We start from the raw sequence: 17,812 nt of genomic DNA, 5'->3' as shown, positions 1-17,812 counted from the left end.
GCTCCGGTCAGTGGACGGGCGTGCCGCCGGTCACCGCGATCGTCTCACCGCTCGTGAAGCTCGACTCCTGGCTCGCGAGGAACACGTACGTCGCCGCGATCTCCGCCGGCTGGCCCGGACGGCCGTAGACCGACTGGGATCCGAACTCCTCCACGTCCGACGCCGACTGGCCGACGGGCTGCAGCACGGTCCAGAACGGGCCGGGCGCGACCGAGTTGACGCGGATCCCCTTCGGCGCGAGCTGCTGCGCGAGCCCCTGCGTGAAGTTGCGGATCGCGCCCTTCGAGACCGCGTAGTCGATCTTGTCCGGGCTCGGCTGGTACGCCTGCGACGAGCTCGTCGTGATGATGCTGCCGCCCTTCGGCAGGTGCGGGATCACGGCCTTGCTCAGCCAGAACAGCGAGTAGACGTTGGTCTTCATCGTGCGGTCGAGCTGCTCGGAGTCGAGGTCGAGGATGTCGTCCTCGTTGCGCTGGTATCCGGCGACCATCACGAGGCAGTCGAGGCCGCCGAGCGCCGCGACGGACGCCTGCACGATGTCCTGGCACGCGGTCTCGTCGGAGATGTCGCCGGGCACGAGCGCGGCGGTGCGCCCGTCGGCCTCGATGGTGGATGCGGTGTCGCGCGCGTCCTCGAGCTCCTCGTCGAGGAAGTTGAGCGCGATGTCGGCGCCCTCGCGCGCGAACGCGATCGCGACGGCCTTGCCGATGCCGGAGTCGGCGCCCGTGATGAGCACCTTGCGGCCCTCCAGGCGGCCGAAGCCGACGTAGCTGTCCTGGCCGTGGTCGGGCGTCGGCTCGAACCGCAGCTCGTCGCCGGGGCCCGTCTGCTCCTGCTGAGGGAACGGCGGCGACGGGTACTGCGCGATCGGGTCCTGGATCTCGTACTGGTTGCCGCCGTTGCGGATCTCGCTCATGCGATGCGCCTTCCTGTGGTCCTGCGTCCTGGGTCCCTTCCAGCCTGGCCCGGAGGGCGCGCGGCGTCCGGGGAGGCGGAGGGGGTTGACGCGGCGGCGCTCCTACGATCGACGCATGACGACGACGCCCGAGCCCGACCTCCCGCCCGTCGAGTTCGCGTTCCCGGGGCCGCTGCGGGACCAGCTCGTGGGCGCGATCGTCTCCGGTGAGAAGACCTCGACGAGCTCGCTGCTGATCCAGTACGACGCCGACGAGGAGGAGCTGCCGGTCGTCGGGTCCCGCGGCGCCGTCATCGACTCCGCCGGGCGGCCGGTGCTCGTGATCGAGACGACGGCCGTGGAGATCGCGCGGCTGGCCGACGTGCCGCTCGCGCACGCGGTGGACGAGGGCGAGGGCTTCACGACGGTCGCCGAGTGGCGGTCCGGGCACGAGGGGTTCTGTACGTCGGCCGAGGTGCTCGCGGAGCTGCCCGAGGGATTCGTGCTCGATGACGACACCGAGATCGTGATGGAGCGCTTCCGGGTGGTGGGCACCGCGGATCGACCCGCCTAGGTTCGGATCATGCGCCCCCTCCTCTCCGCCGCCCTCGCGACCGCCGCCCTGGTCGCCCTCTCCGGCTGCGCGGCAGCGGATCCGCGTCCGGCGTCCGCGCCGACCGTCGCCTCCGCCGACGCGGCGACGACGGGCCTGCTGGCGGCGGACACGACAGCGGCCGTCACCCTGCCGCCGACCGCCACCGGCTTCGACTACCAGCTCGGCGGCGCCTCCCCCGTGCCGGCCGGCGTCGGGATCGTCGTCCGCGACAGCACCGACGAGCCCGCGGAGGGCGCGTACGGCGTCTGCTACGTCAACGGGTTCCAGACCCAGCCGGGCGAGACATGGCCCGACGACCTGCTGGTGCAGGGCGACGACGGGCCGCTCGTGGATCCGAACTGGGACGACGAGTTCATCCTCGACACCTCGACCGCGGCGAAGCGCACTTCCATCGCGGCCCGGCAGGCGACCGCGGTCGACCGCTGCGCCGACGCCGGCTTCCAGGCCGTCGAGTTCGACAACCTCGACTCGTGGAACCGGTCCGAGGGTGCCCTGGACGCGGATGACGCGCTGGCGCTCGCGACCCTCCTCGTGGATCACGCGCACGACCGCGGCCTCGCGGTCGCGCAGAAGAACACCACCGGCATCGGCTCCCGCGGCCGCGACGAGGCCGGCTTCGACTTCGCCGTCGCCGAGGAGTGCGACCGGTGGAAGGAGTGCGCGGACTACACGGCGGTCTACGGGCCGCACGTGCTCGACGTCGAGTACACCGACGACCTGCGCGGCACGGCCGACGAGGTGTGCGCGCGGATCCTGGCGCTGGATCCCCCGCCCCGCGCCATCGTGCGCGACCGCGACCTCGTGCCCGCGAGCGAGGACGGATACGCGTACGCGGCCTGCTGAGCGGGATCGCCCGCCCCGTGACACGATGCGGGGATGGACGACGACCGGCGCGCGGAGATCGCGGAGCTGCGCCGGCGCGTGTTCGGGCCGGATCGCGACCCGCATGACGCCGCCTCGCTCGCGCGGCTGCGCGAGCTGGAGGGGCGGGGTGCCGCCCGTCCCGTCCGCGCTGCGTCGGACACCCGGGCCGACGGCTCGCCCGGCCCGTCGGCGGCGACTGTGCCGGAGCGCGGAGACCCGGCCGCCGGTGACCCGCGCGACGATCGGCCCCCGGCACGGCGGACACGAACGCGCATCCGCCCGCATCTCGTCGGAGCCTGGGCCGCATCCCTCGTGATCGTCGCGGTCGCCGCCGCGGGTGCCACCGCCTGGTGGCTCGGCGACGAGCGGGGCACCGTCGCGATGCTCGCGCTCGAGCCGCCGCCGGTGCCGGACAACGCGACCTACCTCTCGGTCGACACGGGATCCATCGCGCCGGGTTCCCTGTTCGCCGCGTTCCACGGGATCTCGGTGGCGCGGATACCCGTGCCCGACCCCGCCACGGGCGTCGAGGAGACGTGCCTCGTCGCTGGCGCGGCAGAGCAGGACGGTGCGGTCAGCGGCGTGCCCGGCTGCGCGACCGGCGCCGTCCCCGCGCGCACCGCGCTCGTCGTCACGGCCGACCAACCGCAGGAGCTCCGCGACGCGTTCCCCCTGGGAACGACGCTGACGTTCGAGCTGGACGACGACGGCGAGACGGTCCGGGTGCGGACCGTCGGCGGCTGACGCCTCCTCCCCCTCCGCTTCGCGACGTCGGCATCCCGAGCGCGACGGCCGAGGTGCGGCAGCCCAGGCGGATCCGCTAGGTTGTCATCCGTTCGGGGAGCGCACCTATCGGGGTGCCTCGTCTGGTTCGATTTCCGGAGCTCTCCACCATCCGCCGCCATCGCGGCACGCGTGCTCACCGCACGCGCTCCCGGTCGACTACTCGTCGGGTCGCGCGTACGAGACCGGCAGCAGGTCGCCGATCGCGACCATCTCCGGTCCATCCGCACCGGGGACGGCCACGCGGATGCCGGGCTGGAGATCCAGCATCACCTGGCGGCACCGGCCGCACGGCGGGGCGATCCCGCGACCGCCGTCGCCCACCGCCGCCATCGCCACGAGCGGTCCCGCGTGCGCGGCAGCCGCGGCACCCAGCGCGACGAGCGCGGGGCACGGGCCGCCCGTGAAGTGGAGGACGTTGACGCCGGTGTGGATCCGACCGGCCGCATCGAGGGCCGCGGCCGCCATGGTGTGGTCCGGGTCCGCGCCGAGCGTCCGCGCGAGGGCCTCGGCCGCGGCGATCAGCCGGACCTCGGAGTCGTGGAGGGGCATGCGCTCATCCTGCCGGACGTGTTCGCCGCCGCGTCTCGCGTGCCCCTAGGCTCGACGACCGTGCCCTCCTCCACCGCCCCCTCGCGTCGCGCCCTCGTCCTCGGCGGCACCGGAGCGATCGGCGGTGCGACGGCCGAACGGCTGGTCCGCGACGGGTGGTCGGTGGACGTGACGGGTCGCGATCCCGACCTCATGCCCGCCGAGCTCCGGGACCTCGGCGTGCGCTTCCACGCGCTCGACCGCGCCGACGCCCGCGGCATCGAGCGGCTGCTCGGTTACGGCGTCGACCTGCTCGTCGACCTCGTCGCGTTCACGGCGGCCGACGTCCGCGCGCTCGTCCCGGCGATGCGGGCGAGCGGGTCCGTCGTCGTCGCGTCCTCGCGCGCCGTGTACGTCGACGACGACGGACGCCACATCAACGGCGACGAGCCGCCGCGCTTCCCCATCCCGATCCCCGAGGACAACCCGGCCCTCGCGCCCGCCGCCGACGGCACCGATCCCTTCACGCGCGAGGGCTACGCGCCCTCCAAGGCCGCCGTGGAGCGGGCGGCGCTCGAGAGCGGACTGCCGGTCACCGTGATCCGCCCGTCCAAGGTGCACGGCCGGTGGGCGAGGAACGCCCGCACGCGCGCCATCGCCGAACGGATGCTCGCGGGCGCGGAGACGATCGAGCTCGCCGACCGCGGCGCGTCCGTCGACCACCTCATCGCGGCGGCGAACGCGGCGGCGCTCATCGCGCGGGTCGCGGACGTGCCGGGCGCGCGGATCCTCAACTCCGCCGACCCGGATCCGCTGACGGCCGCCGAGATCGTCGCCGTCATCGCCGACGAGCTCGGCTGGCGCGGACGCATCGTGCCGTTGGAGTCGGGCGTCGACGGCGGCGCGCACCCGTGGGCCGCGGCGCACCCGATCGTGCTCGACACGCGCGCGTCGCTCGCGCTGGGCTACGCCCCCGTCGGCCCGGGCGCCGAGCTGCTGCGCGCCGAGGTCGCGTGGATCCGCGACGGCGAGCGCCCGCGCGGCTGACGCCCGCCTGGGCTCCCGGAGCCCGCCGCCGCTGCGGCTGACGTGGACAGCCCGACCGCGGGCGCGCCCGCCCCTGCGACCATGCGCTGCATGCCCTCCGTGACCGTGCGCCCGATGACCCCGTCCGAGTTCGCCGAGATGATGGCCGCCGCCGACGAGGACTACGCGGCCCGGCAGGTCGAGGCGGGCCTCTGGCCGGCGGGAGGCGCGCGCGAGCGGTCGGCGGCGGAGACCGCGAAGTGGCTGCCCGACGGGATCCGGACTCCGCGCACCCTGCTCCTGCGCGGCGTCGACGAGCACGGCGTCGGGGTCGGCAGCGCCTGGGTCGCGCTCGACGACCCGAACGGCAGGCCCGACACGGCGTTCCTGTTCGAGCTCATGGTGGATCCGTCGCGCCGCGGATCCGGGTACGGCCGCGCCATGCTCGCCGCGGTGGAGGAGGCGACGCGTGCGGCCGGGGCCCCCGCGCTGGCGCTCAACGTCTTCGGCGCGAACCGGATCGCGATCGCGCTCTACGCGTCGGCCGGATACGACGTGACGGCGCAGCAGATGCGCAAGGCCCTCTGAGCCGGGCCGGTCCCTCCCCCGCTGCGCCCGCCTGGCCGTTCCCCGCCGCATCCGCTCCCGACCCGGTCGCGCGCGCCCGGACCTGGCAGGGTCGATGAGCGGGGATCCACCGATCCGCGCCGATCCCCCGAGGAGCACCATGCCGCTGATCCGTTTCCTGTTCGTCGCCGTCCCCGTGATCCGCAAGTTCCTGCGCAGCCGCCAGGGCAAGGCCGCGATGGCCAAGGGCAAGGCCCAGATGGCGAAGCGCTCGCAGAAGCGCGCCGCCCAGCGCGCGACGCCGACCCGCCGCCGCTAGGTCGACGCCCGCTGGATCCGGCGCCCGCTAGGTCCCGGGGGCGAGCAGCGCCGCGATCACCAGCAGCACCGGGATCGAGGCGACCGTCGTGATGAGCACGGTGTCGCGGGCGAGCACCACGCCGCGCTCGTAGCGCGACGCGAAGTTGAAGATGTTCTGCGCCGTCGGCAGGCCCGCGATCACGGTCGCGGCGAACGTCTGCGGCGCGTCCAGGTGGAACGCGAAGCGGGCCAGCAGGAACGCGGCGAGCGGCATGACCACCGTCTTGATCACCGAGGCCACGATGATCTCCCCGCGACCGGATCCGGGCGCGAGCGGCTTCCGCCCCACGAGCGACATGCCGAACGCCATCAGCACGATGGGGATCGCCGCGCCGCCGATGAGCCGGAAGGGCTCGTAGATCGCGTCGGGGACCTGGAGCCCGGTGATCGCGATGAGGATGCCGAGCATCGACGCGATGATCATCGGGTTGCGCAGCGGCTGGGTGAGGATCCCGACCACCGACGCGGATCCCCGGCTCGAGATGTCGAGGACCGTCAGCGTGGTCGGCGCGAGCACCAGCAGCTGGAGCAGCAGCACGGGCGCGACGAGCTGCGCGTCGCCGAGCACGTAGATCGCGACCGGCAGGCCGATGTTGTTGGCGTTGACGTAGCTGGCGGATGCCGCGCCGATGGTGGTCTCCGCGACCGGCCGGCGGAAGAGGATCCGCGCGACGATCAGGTAGAGGATCGCCGCGACGGCCACCGCGCTCGCCGACGTGAGCAGGAACGCCGAGAAGACGACGTGCAGGTCGGCCTTCGCGAGCACCGTGAACAGCAGCGCGGGCGTCGCGACGAAGAACGCGACCCGGTTGAGGGAGTGCTGGGCGCCGGGACCCGCGATCCCGGAGCGGCCGACGCCGTAGCCCACGGCGATGATGAAGCCGATGATGGCGAAGCCGGTCAGCACCCCGATCATCCGACTCCCCTCGCCCGCGTCCTCCCACCCTACGGGCGAGGTGCGGGCTCGGCCGACGCCCGGCGCCCCGCCCGTTCAGCGCCGGGACACCGCCGCGTCATGCGATCCGCCTAGCGTCGGCCGCGTCGCGCCCGCGACCGACCCGCACCCGCCGCCGCGCTCACCCCGCGCCGCGCCCGCTCCACCAGGAACCCATGCGCCTCCGCACCCGCCGCCGCCTGTCCGCCTCCGTCGCGCTCGCGCTCGCCCTCGGGATCGCCGCCGGGGGATCCGCCCTCCCGGCCCTCGCGGCGACCGGCACCGGCACCGGCACCGGATCCGCCGACCGCACGTACTACAGCAGCAAGACCCCGTACGCCCCGCAGGGCACCGCGGCCGACCTCGCGCCCGCACCCGCCGGGTTCGCGCCCGTCTACACGGAGTCCGTCGCGCGCCACGGATCGCGCGCCCTGTCGAGCTTCAAGTACGACTCGCTCACCACGCAGGTGTGGGAGCAGGCCCGCTCCGAGGGCGCGCTCACGACGCTCGGCCAGACCCTCGGCCCGGAGGTCGCCAAGCTCACCGCCGCGAACGAGAAGCTCGGCTACGGCAACCTCACCGGCCAGGGCGCCGATCAGCACCGCGGCATCGGCTCGCGCGTCGTCGAGCGGCTGCCGTCGCTGTTCGCAGGCGTCGACGCGGGATCCGACACCGTCGCGCTCGAGAGCTCGGGTGAGGCGCGCGCCACCGCGTCGGGCAAGGCGTTCGCGGAGGGGCTGAAGCGGGCGGATCCGCTCCTCGCGTCGCACCTGCCGAAGGACATCCAGAAGGATCCCGACACGCTCTACTTCCACAAGTCCGCCGCGAACGCCGACTACCGGGCCTACGAGGACGGACCCGTCGTGACCGCCGCGGTGGATGCGATCTACGCCCAGCCCCGCAGCCACGAGGCCGCGCGCCGACTGCTCGAGCGCGTCTACACGCCCGCCTTCGTCGGCCGCCTCGCGGCCGGGCAGTACCACTTCGTCGACGGCGGCGACGGCGGCACCCACGTCGACGACGAGCTCGACGCCGCGATGATGCTCTACAACCTCTACATCATCGCGCCGGACATGACGGAGGAGGTCAGCGTCGACTTCGACCGCTACTTCGCGGGCGACGACGCGGACACCGAGTGGTTCGCCTACCTGCTCGACTCCGAGGACTTCTACTCGAAGGGCCCGGCGTTCCAGGGCAGCGACATCACCTACCGGATGGCGACGCCGCTCCTCGACGACTTCCTCGACTCGATGGACGCGCGCCTCGCCGGATCCTCCACGGCCGCGACCTTCCGCTTCGCGCACGCCGAGACGATCATCCCGTTCGCGGCGCTCATCGGGCTTCCCGGCTCGACGCAGCCGGTGACCCCCGAGGCCCCGTACGCGTACGCGACGAACGCGTGGCGCGGCGAGACCGTCACGCCCATGGCCGCCAACGTCCAGTGGGACGTCTACCGGGACGCGAGCGGCCGCGCCATCGTGCGCATGCTCTACGACGAGAAGGCGATCCCGTTCCGCGCGGGCTGCACGCCCATCGCGTCGGGCTCGCTGTTCTACGACGCGAGCGAGGTGCGCCGCTGCCTCACGGGCGCTGCCGTGGTGGATCCCGGGACGACCTCGCCCGGCGCGTCCGACCCCGGCGCGCTCCCCGGCTCGCCCGCCGAGCTCGCCGCCGCCGACGCCTCCGCGGCCCGGGGCGACACCCTCGCCGCCACGGGCATGTCCGCCGACGAGCTGCCGTTCCTGGCCGTCCTCGCGTTCGCGCTGGGCGCGGCGGGCATCACCGCGGTCGGCGTGGTGAGGAGGCCGCGACAGGACCGGCCCGCCGGCCGCACGCGCTAGGCGTCCGGCGCGACCAGCCCCTCCATCACGTCGAGCGACGCGCCCAGCCCTGGATCGCCCTCTCGCGCGGCAGGTGGGATCAGATGTGGATCTCCCGATCCAAGATGCGCAGCGCTTGCTCGGAGCGCGTCTCCAACCGATCGAGCATCGTCTCGACGGTCGATGTCCGATGCGTCTCGCGCAGGCCCCCCGCGACGAGACGGAAGACGGCGGGCGCGATGGACACGAAGTCCTTGGCCCAGTGGATGAACGCATCGCCCGGCATGCCCGCTTCTCGCGCGACGGCGGCCCATTCGAAGGCACCCATCGATTCCGCCTCATACCGCCCTGCGATGGCCATGGACATCCGCGTCGCACCGAAGGCATGGAGCAGGTCTCGCGGCGCATCTCCCCGTGGCCGGATGTAGGGCAACAGGGAAGAGAAGTCGTACATCTCGGTCAGATCGGACGCGGGAGCAGCGTGCCTCAGCGAGAAGTTCTTGCCGTGGGCGTCGGTGTTCAGCAGGAACCACGAAGCGAAGAGCGCCTCGACGAATCGGGATCTCGCGAGCGCGGAGATCTCGCTGTCCGGGATGCGGCCGAGCCGGCCGAGGATGTCGCGATATCCCGGGCCGCCGTCCTTCTGGTACTTCTTCAACCGCGGGGTGCCGGTCGCTTGCACGAGGTCCTCTTGATGGAAGCGCGTCAGGCCGCCGTCCGCCGCGGGTTGTCGATCGAAGCGGGTGACCACGAGGGACCGCTCAGTGTCGAAGTCCAGCATCTCGGTCCGGGCGGCGGGAATGCCGAGCAACGGTAGCGCCGTCATCGTCACGTGCTCGATGATCTCCCCATCGACGAGGGCACCGACCTTGGGCTTGAAGATGTGGCTGGACGGGTGCACACCGGTCGGCGCGAACCACTCGCCTTCGCGGAGAGCCAGGGCGAACTTGCCCTGGGCGCCTCCCAGGGAGAAACGGCCTGCCTCGCCTTCCACGAGCGCGGGGTCGGGCAGATCGTGTCGAATGGCCCGGATGCGCTCGGCTATGGATTCGTGGCTGAGCGGTTCCAGATGGCCGTCCGAGCGGGATCCCTCCCCTGCCGGGTAGAACTCCAGGGCACCAGCGACGTCTGCACCGTGTACGGCGAGCAGCTGGAACGGCTCAGTGTCGGCGAGTCCCGCCTCCCTCGCCCATGCATCGCGCACAGGGCCGCTGTCCGGCAACAGGTTGTCGATGAAGTGGAACACCACTGCCCCTTCATGCCGCCGCTGCGTGACGGGAAGGGACAGTGAGACAGGCAGATCTTCCTCTTCGCTCCACTCCCTGGTGTATTCCAGGACGTATTCACGCGGCCGGATCTGCTCGAGGGTGGCGACGAGCACGCCGTATAGGCGCACATCTAGGACCCGGATCACTTCGCCTCCTGCTGGTCTTCCCCGCGAGCAGACCGGGAGCCGGAGGGGAGCTGCCCCTGTCCCCGCATCTGCTGCTGGGAGCGCGACAACCGTTCCATCGCCCCCGCCATGGTGTCTTGCATCGCGACCAGAGCAGACGCCAGTGCCTTCTCATCGGGCTTCTTCACCCGCGAAGCGACGAGGGCGAACTGCTCCAGGGCGGCAGCGAGATGAGACGTGTCCACGCTTGCGGGCTTGTAGACCGGGATCGTCGTGCGGGGCCGTGTGACCGCGACACGCTCCTCGGCGGCCACATCCACATGCAGCTTGAGTTCCCGTAGGACGCGCAGCACCTTCGACAGCGTGGGATCGCCTTTGCCCGTCTCGAAGCGCGTCAGCCACTGACGCGTCACCTCCGCCTTCGCGGCCAGTTCCTCCTGCGACCACCCCAGGTCCAGCCGCCGCTGGCGCGCGATGCGACCGAGATCCGTCGACCACGATGCGCGCATGCTCGCTCCCCTCACCTCGTGATGTAACGCCGATGTTACACGCGACAAATGGAATGTCCATGTGACATTGGCGCCATGGCGCATTCGCGTTCCATGGCGACCCCGCTGATCACGAGGTCGAGTCCGCAGATGGATGCGGACACGACCAGCAGTGGTCACCCGCTCGGCGCGACCAGCCCCTCCATCACGTCGAAGAAGGCGCTCCAGCCCTGGATCGTCATCTCGCGCTGCTCGTCGGAGAACTCGCCCGCGCGCTGCGTCATGGTCATGCGCGTCGCGCCGCCGGCGACCTCCTCGAGGTCGACCGTGAGCGGCTCGCCCGCGGGCTCGTCGGGCCGGTCGGTCATCGTCATCGCGATGCGCGACGGCCGGTCGAGCTCCACGTACTCGCCCGCCCAGTCGATGGCGTTCCCGTCGGGCAGGCGCATCACCGCGCTCCACGCGCCGCCGACGCGCACGTCCATCCGCAGGGTGTCGAGCGGCACGTCGACCGCGGCGGTGCCGAACCACGCGGCGAAGTCGGCCGGGGTGGTCCACGCGTCGAAGACGCGGTCCGGGGAGGCCGCGAACGTGCGGGTGATGACGATGGGCTCGCTCACGGCGACCTCCGGTGGGGCTGATGCACGGGATCCGCGGCGGGGACCGACGCGGAAGGGCCGCCGCCTCCGCGTGGAGACGGCGGCCCTTCCGCGATTCGACCAGCCGGGGAGCGCGTCGTCAACGGGTCGTGCGCCGACCGGATGCCCGGGTCAGCTCCCGGATCCGTCGCGCGCGTCGCTCGACGGCACCGCGATCCGCGACGCGTCGTCGGCCGCGTCCGGTCCGGTCGCCTCCGCGGGGCGCGTGCCGGCGCGGACGCCCGCGCGCTGCTCGGCCTCGAGCCGCTCGGCCTCCTCGCCGCCCACCGCCTCGCCGCGGGCCACGAGCCCGGCGACGTCCGACAGCGGGATCTGCTTGAGCACCAGCGAGAGCACGAAGGCGATCGCGATGAACGGCACGAGGTACCAGAACACCGGCGCCAGGGCGTCGGCGTACGCGTCGACGATCCCGTCGCGCACCGCGGGCGGCAGGGCGTTCAGCGTCTGCGGGTCGATGCTGCTGGCCGAGGCCGCCGCGTCGCCCGGCGCGGCGCCCGCCCCGGCGAACACCGTGGTGAGGTTCTCGGTGAGGCGCGTCGTGAACAGCGTGCCGAACACGGCAGTGCCGAGCGCGGCGCCCACCTCGCGGAAGTAGTTGTTCGTGCTGGTCGCGGTGCCGATCTGGGCGGCGGGCACCGCGTTCTGCACCACGAGCACCACTACCTGCATGATGAGGCCGAGGCCCAGCCCGAAGATGAAGAGGAACACGCAGATCAGCCACACCGGCGTCTGGGCCGTGAGCGAGGTCATCAGCACGAGCGCCAGCATCGTGAGGAGCGTGCCGACTATGGGGAAGATCCGGTACCTCCCGGTGCGGCTGATGAGGATGCCTGACGTGATCGACATGCCGATGAGGCCCACCATCATCGGCAGGAGCAGAAGCCCCGAGACCGCGGCGGAGGTGCCGGTGGACATCTGCAGGAACGTCGGCACGAAGCCGATCGCCGCGAACATGCCGATGCCGAGCGCGAGGCCGATGGCCGTGGCGTTCACGAAGACGGGGTTCCGGAAGAGGCTCAGCGGGATCACCGGGTCGTCCGCCCGCGACTCCGTGAAGACGAACAGCGACGCCGCGACCACGAGCCCGAGGCCCCACGCCCAGGTGAGGAGCGAACCCCAGCCGTAGGCCTTGTCGCCGCCGAAGTCCGTGAAGAAGATGAGGCACGTCGTGGCGATCGACAGGAGCACGACACCGGCCACGTCGATCCGCTTGGTCGCCTTCTTGCTCGGCAGCGTGAGCGTGATGAACGCCACGACGAAGGCCGCGATCCCGATGGGGATGTTGATGTAGAAGGCCCACTGCCACGTGAGGTGGTCGACGAAGAAGCCGCCGAGGAGCGGCCCGCCGACCGCCGAGAGGCCGAAGATTCCGCCGAGCGGGCCGAGGTACTTGCCGCGCTGGTTGGCCGGCACGATGTCGGCGATGATCGACTGCGACAGGATCATGAGCCCGCCGCCGCCGAGGCCCTGCGCGGCGCGGAACACCACGAACGTCCAGAAGTCGCCCGCGAACGCGCAGCCCACGGAGGCGAGCGTGAAGATCGCGATGGCCGCGAGGAAGAGGTTGCGTCGGCCGAGCACGTCGCCGAACTTGCCGTAGATGGGCATGACGATCGTGGTGGCCAGCAGGTACGCGGTGGTGATCCAGACCTGGTGGTCGACGCCGCCGAGCTCGCCGACGATGGTCGGCATCGCGGTGGAGACGATGGTCTGGTCGAGGCTCGAGAGGAGCATGCCGGCGATGAGGGCCGAGAAGATGATCCAGATGCGCCGCTGCGTGAGCAGGAGGGGCGCGGGGGCGGTGGCGGTCATGGGGTCCGTTCGTGCTGGCGGGTGGTCACGGTGGTGGTGGGATGGGCGATCTCGCGGAGGGCGTCGAGGCGCCGCCGCAGGATGAGCTGGATGGGGTCGGCGTTGCCGGGGGCGAGGAACTCGCGCGCGCTCGCCCGGCCGAGGGCGCCCATGGTCTGGACGACGACGGACGCGCGGAGGTCGCCGGCCGGCAGCCCCTCGCGGCGCTCGACGAGGAGCACGTCCTTCGCCTCGTCCTCCATGGCGGCCTCGAGCGCGCGCACGAGGAGGCCGGGCTCGCGGCGGAAGGTCGCGTGCATGTCCTGCATGGAGGTGCCGTCGGTGTCCAGGCGTGCCCAGCGCTCCAGGCACAGGTCCGCGAAGTCGCCGAGCAGCGAGGACGAGAGCGCGGGATCCCGAGGGTCGCCGGCCGCGACGAACGCGTCCTCGACGTCCTGGGTCTCGACGCGGGCGGAGCGCCCGAAGAGCGCGTCCTCCTTGGAGGCGAAGTAGTTGAAGAAGGTGCGCCGGGAGACGCCTGCCTGCTCGCAGACCTCCTCCACGGTGAAGCCGGAGAGGCCCCGCTCCGCGGTGAGGCGGCGCGCGAGCGTCGTCAGTCGCGCTGATGTCTCCACCCGGCGGCGCTCCCGCAGCCCTGTTGCACCATCTTCCATGGAGTGCATGTTTGCACTTTCAGGCGCGGAGTGCAATATGGACTCCTCGCGGGTTCCCGTTCGACGCGAGACGCGTGGCTCACGGTCACCCGCCTCCGCGCACGGGATACGACCCGAACGGCGGCATCCGGCCATCCGACCGGTGAACACGTCGATGCGAGATCGACAGAGAGCGAGTGACGCATGGATCGAGATCCCGGACAGCCCGTGCGGACCGCGGACGGCTGGGTCCAGGGCGTCGTCGAGGGCGACGTCGAGCACTGGCGCGGCATCCCCTACGCCGCCGCCCCGGTGGGTCCGCGCCGGTTCCGTGCACCGGCCCCCGCCGAGCCGTGGGAGGGGACCCGCCCGGCCGCCGAGTTCGGGCCAGGGCCCTGGGAGACGCCCCTCGGCCGCTCGAGCCGCCAGGTGCCCGGTGAGCCGACGGTCAGCGAGGACTGCCTGACCGTCAACGTCGCCGCGCGGACGGGGCGGCCTGGCCCGCGTCCGGTCATCGTCTTCATCTACGGCGGCGGGAACCGGAGCGGCAGGTCCTCGCTCTATCCGGGGGAACGGCTCATCGGCGACTCCGACGTCATCGCGGTGACCTTCAACTTCCGGGTCGGGGTGCTCGGCTTCCTCGACCTCGCCGGGCGCAGCGGAGGCGGCGACCACGACTCGAACCTCGCCCTCCGAGACCAGATGGCCGCTCTCCGCTGGATCCGGTCCAACATCGCCGCGTTCGGGGGCGATCCGGAGAACGTCACCATCTACGGGCAGTCCGCCGGGGCCCTGGCCGTCACGACGCTCCTGGCCTCCCCCGCCGCCTCCGGGCTGTTCGCCCGCGCGGTGTCCGCGAGCGCGCCGGCCTTCCACGTCTACTCGCGGGAACGGGTGCAGGACTGGACGGCCCGCTACCTCCGCCTGCTCGGGCTCGACGGCGACGACGTGTCGGAGATCCGACGCGTGCCGGCGAGGTCGCTCATCACGGCCGCCAGGACGTTCGACCGGCAGACGCGTGAGGAGACCACGGGCACCATCAGCATGAGCTACGTCGTCGACGGCGATCTGCTCCCCGAAGCGCCGATCGACGCGTATCGCGGCGGGCGCGCGCTCCGACTGCCCCTCATGATCGGCACCTGCCACGACGAGCACACGGTCTTCCAGAAGGCCATGAAGGGCGAGCTCGCATCGTCCCGGGATGAGCTCGAGAGGCTCTTCGCCGCGTCGCCCGCGGGGACGCTCGACCGCGTCCGCGGGGCGTACTCCTCCCGGGGGCGGGTCGACGAGGCGCGGATCGGCGGCGACGCGGCCTTCTGGCACCCGGCCGTCGCCGTCGCCGAGGCGCACAGCCGCTACGCCCCGACCCGGATGTTCCGCCTCGACAGGGGCCCGCGGCTCATGTCACTGCTCGGCTTCGGCGTGACGCACGGATCCGACATCGCCCTGCTGTTCGGACAGCTCGACCGCATCGAGAAGGCCATCGGCGCCTCGCGATCCGATGCCGACGTCGCCGGCGCCCTCCGCGCGGACCTCGTGTCCTTCGCGCACGGGAGCGGCCCCGGCCCGGAGTGGCCGCTCTACGACGCGGACAGGCGCGCGACGCAGGTCTACACGCGCGAGCGGACGATCGTCGACGATCCCCACGGGCCGCGTCGCGCCGCGTGGGAGGGCTTCGTCGGGTACCCCTAGCAGCGGGCGGGCACCGGGAGGCCCGACCCGTCGCGGACGGGGACGGCGACGGCCGGTGGAGACGGCGCTCGTCGTCGCGCTCGAGCAGTCCCGCGTCCACCCGCTCGCTCACGATGCGGTGCGCCGTGGTGCTCGGCAGGCCCGACCGGCGGCCGATCTCCACGGCCGTCTGCACGGTGCGCGTCCGCGTGAGGGTGACGAAGATGCGCAGGGGGCGACCCGTCGCGGAGTCGCCCTCGGGGGAGTCGGCCACGGCACGTCATCGCACCCGCATCAGCGCACCGACCGGTAGCCGACCGTGGATCAGCTGCGGTGCCAGCCCTCGATCGCCGCGAGCCGAAGGGGGCGAGCTCCTGAGGGCGGGCCCCGATCAGATGCGGAAGCCCTCCGGCCAGCCGTGGGACTCGAGGTAGGCGCGCACGCGCTCGATGTCGGCGTCCGACGGCATCTCGGAGGTGACGCCCGCGATGGCGGAGGCGACGTCGAGGCGGCTGGCGGGCAGCCCGCCCTCGGATGCGAGCCGGGCGCTCACCTCCTGCACCTCCTCGTCGCTGAGACGGCGACGCAGCAGCGCGAGCAGCGGGACGAAGTCCTGCTCGGGGAGCCCGGCCGGGTATCCGGCGCGCAGCCACGACACGATGCGGGAGACGAGGCCCGTGCGCTCGGTCGCGCGCGCGTCGGCGGCGTCCGGCTCGTGCAGGTCCTCCGGGGATCCGAGCGGCCAGCCCGCGGCCGCCAGCCGCGCCGAGACGCGCACCAGGTCCTCGGGCATGGCCGGGCCGAGCAGCATCGCCTCGACGCGCTCGCGGAGCTGGCTCCTGCCCATCTCCTCGCCGGCGGCCTCGGCCGCGACCGCGTCGTCGACGAGCTGGTCGACCACCTGCTCGAGCTCCTCGGCGGTGAGGCTGCGACGGAGGATCCCGAGCAACGGCACGTAGTCCTGGTCCGGCACGCCGGACGGGTAGCCCGCACGCAGCCAGCCGACGACGCGCTGGACGATGCCACGGTCGGAACGGCCGGGGACGACGACGCCGGTCGCGCCGTCGCCGGGCCCGCCGGCCTCGGATGCGCTGTCGGTCATGGTCAGCCCTTCGAGGTGAAGGTCGGGATGACGTGCTCGAAGCTCACCGTCTGGCCGAGGCCCGTCGCGATGATGAGCGTGAGGCCCGCGATCACGGCGAGGACGACGACCGCGTAGCAGAGGGCGCCGGCCACCTGGAGGACGACGGGCGGCGTGCGACGCGCGGAGTCGGATCCGGCGACGCGGCCGCTGGTCTCGGGGCTGGCGAGCGCGAAGGACCGCACGCCGAGCGCGAAGAGGGCGGGCAGGCCGGCGCCGAGGAGGAGGGCGACGAGGGCGACCTGGCCGACCGCGGAGAAGAAGAGGGGGAGCATGGCGGGGTCCTTCAGGCGTCGGCGGGCTGGGTGGCGGGGCGGGCGGCCTTCTCGTCGGACCACTCGTCGTTGACGTTGTGCGCGCCCACGTCGTCCTTGCGGGAGCGGACGTAGACGGTGATCGCGACGGCGACGAGCACGAGCGTCATCGCGATGCCGCCGGCCGCTCCGCCGATGAGGTGACCGAGCCACCACATGACCGCGCCGACGAGGGCGGCGGCCGGGAGGGTGATGATCCACGCCACGACCATGCGCAGCGCAACCCTCCAGCGCACCTGCGCGCCGGGGCGGCCGACGCCGGAGCCGAGGATGGATCCGGTCGCGACGTGCGTGGTGGAGAGCGCGAATCCGAGGTGGCTGGAGGCGAGGATGACCGCGGCCGACGAGCTCTCGGCCGCCATGCCCTGGTGCGTGTCGATCTCGACGAGGCCCTTGCCGACCGTGCGGATGATGCGCCAGCCGCCGATGTAGGTGCCGAGCGAGATGGCGAGCGCGCAGCTGATCTTGACCCAGAACGGCACGGACTCGGTGTCGGTCCAGCCGCCCGCCGCGATGAGCGCGAGCGTGATGACTCCCATGGTCTTCTGCGCGTCGTTCGTGCCGTGCGCGAGCGAGACGAGGGAGGCGCTGCCGATCTGGCCGATGCGGAAGGTGCGGTCGAGCCCGCGCCCGGCGAGGTTCCCGATGATCCGGAACACCAGCCAGGTGCCGACGGCGGCCACCGCCCCGGCGAGGATCGGCGACATGAGCGCCGGCAGGATCACCTTGCCCACGACGCCGTCGAGCTTGGATCCGTCGCCCGCCCAGTTCACGCCGTTCAGCCCGAGGCCCGCGAGCGTCGAGCCGATGAGGCCGCCGAACAGCGCGTGCGAGGAGCTCGACGGGAGGCCGAGCAGCCAGGTGAGCAGGTTCCAGACGATGCCGCCGATGAGGCCCGCGAGCACGATGAGCAGCAGCGCGGATCCGCCGCCCTGCAGCAGAGCCGGGTCGGGGGCGCCCGACTTGTCCTGGATCTTCACGACCGCGTTCGTGACCGTGAGCGCGACCTCGATGCTGAGGAACGCGCCGACCAGGTTGAGCACCGCGGAGAGCGTGACGGCCACCTTGGGCTTCAGCGCGCCGGTGGCGATGGAGGTCGCCATGGCGTTCGCCGTGTCATGGAAGCCGTTGGTGAAGTCGAAGGCGAGCGCCGTGATGACGACGAGCACGAGGAGAATGAATGGATCCACGGCGATGATCCTGCGCCCTGCTCGCATGTCCCCACTACGGGGGACCGTCGGGTTCACCCGCTGTTCACCCGCGCCTGTGGAGAAGCCGGCCCCCGCTGCCGTCGCTCGAACCGACC

General features: G+C 72.5%; 19 protein-coding genes and 1 pseudogene. 8 read left to right on the top strand and 12 right to left on the bottom strand.

Features of this window, described 5'->3' with window-relative positions; translation table 11 throughout:
• Nucleotides 1-7: 7 nt before the first annotated feature.
• A complete protein-coding gene (locus KYT88_RS02215; protein WP_081840923.1) occupies nt 8-916 on the bottom strand; it encodes an SDR family oxidoreductase in 909 nt (302 codons plus the stop codon).
• A 115-nt stretch (nt 917-1,031) separates the two neighbouring features.
• Between KYT88_RS02215 and KYT88_RS02210 the strand changes: the two genes are divergently transcribed.
• The 3 genes from KYT88_RS02210 to KYT88_RS02200 are packed head-to-tail and all read left to right on the top strand — an operon-like array spanning nt 1,032 to nt 3,119.
• On the top strand, nt 1,032-1,469 hold the full coding sequence (locus tag KYT88_RS02210) for an ASCH domain-containing protein (RefSeq protein WP_043585493.1): 438 nt from the start codon (nt 1,032-1,034) through the stop codon (nt 1,467-1,469).
• A gap of 9 nt (nt 1,470-1,478) precedes the next feature.
• On the top strand, nt 1,479-2,354 hold the full coding sequence (locus tag KYT88_RS02205) for an endo alpha-1,4 polygalactosaminidase (RefSeq protein WP_043585495.1): 876 nt from the start codon (nt 1,479-1,481) through the stop codon (nt 2,352-2,354).
• Nucleotides 2,355-2,387: 33 nt separating this feature from the next.
• Entirely contained in the window at nt 2,388-3,119 is a 732-nt protein-coding gene (locus KYT88_RS02200; protein WP_043585497.1) for a hypothetical protein, read from the top strand.
• A 198-nt stretch (nt 3,120-3,317) separates the two neighbouring features.
• Here the strand turns inward: KYT88_RS02200 and KYT88_RS02195 are convergent, their stop codons facing one another.
• Nucleotides 3,318-3,710 carry a cytidine/deoxycytidylate deaminase family protein gene (locus KYT88_RS02195; protein WP_043585499.1) on the bottom strand — a complete coding sequence of 131 codons (393 nt, stop codon included), beginning with the start codon at nt 3,708-3,710 and terminating at the stop codon, nt 3,318-3,320.
• Between the two features lie 60 nt (nt 3,711-3,770).
• Here KYT88_RS02195 and KYT88_RS02190 point away from each other — a divergent pair, with 60 nt between their 5' ends.
• The 3 genes from KYT88_RS02190 to KYT88_RS02180 all read left to right on the top strand — a co-directional run bounded on the left by KYT88_RS02190 (nt 3,771) and on the right by KYT88_RS02180 (nt 5,601).
• Entirely contained in the window at nt 3,771-4,736 is a 966-nt protein-coding gene (locus tag KYT88_RS02190) for an NAD-dependent epimerase/dehydratase family protein (RefSeq protein WP_043585863.1), read from the top strand.
• 90 nt (nt 4,737-4,826) lie between these two features.
• A complete protein-coding gene (locus tag KYT88_RS02185; RefSeq protein WP_043585865.1) occupies nt 4,827-5,303 on the top strand; it encodes a GNAT family N-acetyltransferase in 477 nt (158 codons plus the stop codon).
• Nucleotides 5,304-5,442: 139 nt separating this feature from the next.
• Complete coding sequence (locus KYT88_RS02180) at nt 5,443-5,601, top strand: hypothetical protein (protein WP_167332595.1); 159 nt, start codon at nt 5,443-5,445, stop codon at nt 5,599-5,601.
• Between the two features lie 27 nt (nt 5,602-5,628).
• Here the strand turns inward: KYT88_RS02180 and KYT88_RS02175 are convergent, their stop codons facing one another.
• Nucleotides 5,629-6,558, bottom strand: a complete 930-nt coding sequence (locus tag KYT88_RS02175) for an AEC family transporter (protein ID WP_043585501.1) — start codon at nt 6,556-6,558, stop codon at nt 5,629-5,631.
• A 194-nt stretch (nt 6,559-6,752) separates the two neighbouring features.
• On the opposite strand from KYT88_RS02175, the gene KYT88_RS02170 reads away from it, so the two are divergent.
• The gene (locus KYT88_RS02170; RefSeq protein WP_043585504.1) at nt 6,753-8,417 is read left to right on the top strand and encodes a histidine-type phosphatase; all 1,665 of its coding nucleotides are present in this window, start codon (nt 6,753-6,755) and stop codon (nt 8,415-8,417) included.
• Between the two features lie 79 nt (nt 8,418-8,496).
• Here KYT88_RS02170 and KYT88_RS02165 read toward each other — a convergent pair whose 3' ends face one another.
• The 5 genes from KYT88_RS02165 to KYT88_RS02145 form a co-directional block, all read right to left on the bottom strand.
• Entirely contained in the window at nt 8,497-9,792 is a 1,296-nt protein-coding gene (locus tag KYT88_RS02165) for a HipA domain-containing protein (RefSeq protein WP_255720130.1), read from the bottom strand.
• Between the two features lie 14 nt (nt 9,793-9,806).
• Nucleotides 9,807-10,298: a helix-turn-helix transcriptional regulator gene (locus KYT88_RS02160; protein WP_051629300.1), complete on the bottom strand. Its 492-nt coding sequence runs from the start codon at nt 10,296-10,298 to the stop codon at nt 9,807-9,809.
• A gap of 155 nt (nt 10,299-10,453) precedes the next feature.
• Nucleotides 10,454-10,897 (bottom strand): SRPBCC family protein, encoded by a 444-nt coding sequence (locus tag KYT88_RS02155; protein ID WP_043585505.1) that lies wholly within the window; start codon nt 10,895-10,897, stop codon nt 10,454-10,456.
• Nucleotides 10,898-11,047: 150 nt separating this feature from the next.
• Complete coding sequence (locus KYT88_RS02150; protein WP_043585506.1) at nt 11,048-12,748, bottom strand: MDR family MFS transporter; 1,701 nt, start codon at nt 12,746-12,748, stop codon at nt 11,048-11,050.
• The gene (locus tag KYT88_RS02145) at nt 12,745-13,410 is read right to left on the bottom strand and encodes a TetR/AcrR family transcriptional regulator (protein WP_051629301.1); all 666 of its coding nucleotides are present in this window, start codon (nt 13,408-13,410) and stop codon (nt 12,745-12,747) included. Before KYT88_RS02145 ends, KYT88_RS02150 begins: the two co-directional genes overlap by 4 nt.
• Before the next feature lie 174 nt (nt 13,411-13,584).
• On the opposite strand from KYT88_RS02145, the gene KYT88_RS02140 reads away from it, so the two are divergent.
• Nucleotides 13,585-15,072, top strand: coding sequence for a carboxylesterase/lipase family protein (locus tag KYT88_RS02140; RefSeq protein ID WP_043585510.1), 1,488 nt, complete (start codon nt 13,585-13,587; stop codon nt 15,070-15,072).
• A gap of 82 nt (nt 15,073-15,154) precedes the next feature.
• Here the strand turns inward: KYT88_RS02140 and KYT88_RS15910 are convergent.
• From KYT88_RS15910 to KYT88_RS02120, 4 genes and pseudogenes are all read right to left on the bottom strand, one after another.
• Nucleotides 15,155-15,325, bottom strand: a pseudogene (locus tag KYT88_RS15910) (helix-turn-helix domain-containing protein); the annotation flags it as partial.
• A 117-nt stretch (nt 15,326-15,442) separates the two neighbouring features.
• On the bottom strand, nt 15,443-16,153 hold the full coding sequence (locus KYT88_RS02130) for a DUF3349 domain-containing protein (RefSeq protein ID WP_051629303.1): 711 nt from the start codon (nt 16,151-16,153) through the stop codon (nt 15,443-15,445).
• Nucleotides 16,154-16,155: 2 nt separating this feature from the next.
• The gene (locus KYT88_RS02125; protein ID WP_043585512.1) at nt 16,156-16,467 is read right to left on the bottom strand and encodes a hypothetical protein; all 312 of its coding nucleotides are present in this window, start codon (nt 16,465-16,467) and stop codon (nt 16,156-16,158) included.
• An 11-nt stretch (nt 16,468-16,478) separates the two neighbouring features.
• Nucleotides 16,479-17,696 carry an inorganic phosphate transporter gene (locus KYT88_RS02120; RefSeq protein ID WP_043585514.1) on the bottom strand — a complete coding sequence of 406 codons (1,218 nt, stop codon included), beginning with the start codon at nt 17,694-17,696 and terminating at the stop codon, nt 16,479-16,481.
• Nucleotides 17,697-17,812 lie beyond the last annotated feature (116 nt).

This window comes from Clavibacter sp. A6099, from assembly GCF_021919125.1.
Taxonomy (GTDB): Bacteria; Actinomycetota; Actinomycetes; order Actinomycetales; family Microbacteriaceae; genus Clavibacter; species Clavibacter seminis.
The sequence above is the reverse complement of the archived record's forward strand: the minus strand, read 5'-3'. Positions and strand labels throughout refer to the sequence as shown.

Excerpts from the sequence above, each read along its gene's own strand:
- KYT88_RS02125 (WP_043585512.1), bottom strand. The coding sequence starts at position 16,467 with ATGCTCCCCCTCTTCTTCTCCGCGGTCGGCCAGGTCGCCCTCGTCGCC.
- KYT88_RS02205 (WP_043585495.1), top strand. The coding sequence starts at position 1,479 with ATGCGCCCCCTCCTCTCCGCCGCCCTCGCGACCGCCGCCCTGGTCGCC.
- KYT88_RS02150 (WP_043585506.1), bottom strand. The coding sequence starts at position 12,748 with ATGACCGCCACCGCCCCCGCGCCCCTCCTGCTCACGCAGCGGCGCATC.
- KYT88_RS02140 (WP_043585510.1), top strand. The coding sequence starts at position 13,585 with ATGGATCGAGATCCCGGACAGCCCGTGCGGACCGCGGACGGCTGGGTC.
- KYT88_RS02195 (WP_043585499.1), bottom strand. The coding sequence starts at position 3,710 with ATGCCCCTCCACGACTCCGAGGTCCGGCTGATCGCCGCGGCCGAGGCC.
- KYT88_RS02215 (WP_081840923.1), bottom strand. The coding sequence starts at position 916 with ATGAGCGAGATCCGCAACGGCGGCAACCAGTACGAGATCCAGGACCCG.
- KYT88_RS02200 (WP_043585497.1), top strand. The coding sequence starts at position 2,388 with ATGGACGACGACCGGCGCGCGGAGATCGCGGAGCTGCGCCGGCGCGTG.
- KYT88_RS02175 (WP_043585501.1), bottom strand. The coding sequence starts at position 6,558 with ATGATCGGGGTGCTGACCGGCTTCGCCATCATCGGCTTCATCATCGCC.
- KYT88_RS02145 (WP_051629301.1), bottom strand. The coding sequence starts at position 13,410 with ATGCACTCCATGGAAGATGGTGCAACAGGGCTGCGGGAGCGCCGCCGG.
- KYT88_RS02185 (WP_043585865.1), top strand. The coding sequence starts at position 4,827 with ATGCCCTCCGTGACCGTGCGCCCGATGACCCCGTCCGAGTTCGCCGAG.
- KYT88_RS02170 (WP_043585504.1), top strand. The coding sequence starts at position 6,753 with ATGCGCCTCCGCACCCGCCGCCGCCTGTCCGCCTCCGTCGCGCTCGCG.
- KYT88_RS02160 (WP_051629300.1), bottom strand. The coding sequence starts at position 10,298 with ATGCGCGCATCGTGGTCGACGGATCTCGGTCGCATCGCGCGCCAGCGG.
- KYT88_RS02130 (WP_051629303.1), bottom strand. The coding sequence starts at position 16,153 with ATGACCGACAGCGCATCCGAGGCCGGCGGGCCCGGCGACGGCGCGACC.
- KYT88_RS02210 (WP_043585493.1), top strand. The coding sequence starts at position 1,032 with ATGACGACGACGCCCGAGCCCGACCTCCCGCCCGTCGAGTTCGCGTTC.
- KYT88_RS02180 (WP_167332595.1), top strand. The coding sequence starts at position 5,443 with ATGCCGCTGATCCGTTTCCTGTTCGTCGCCGTCCCCGTGATCCGCAAG.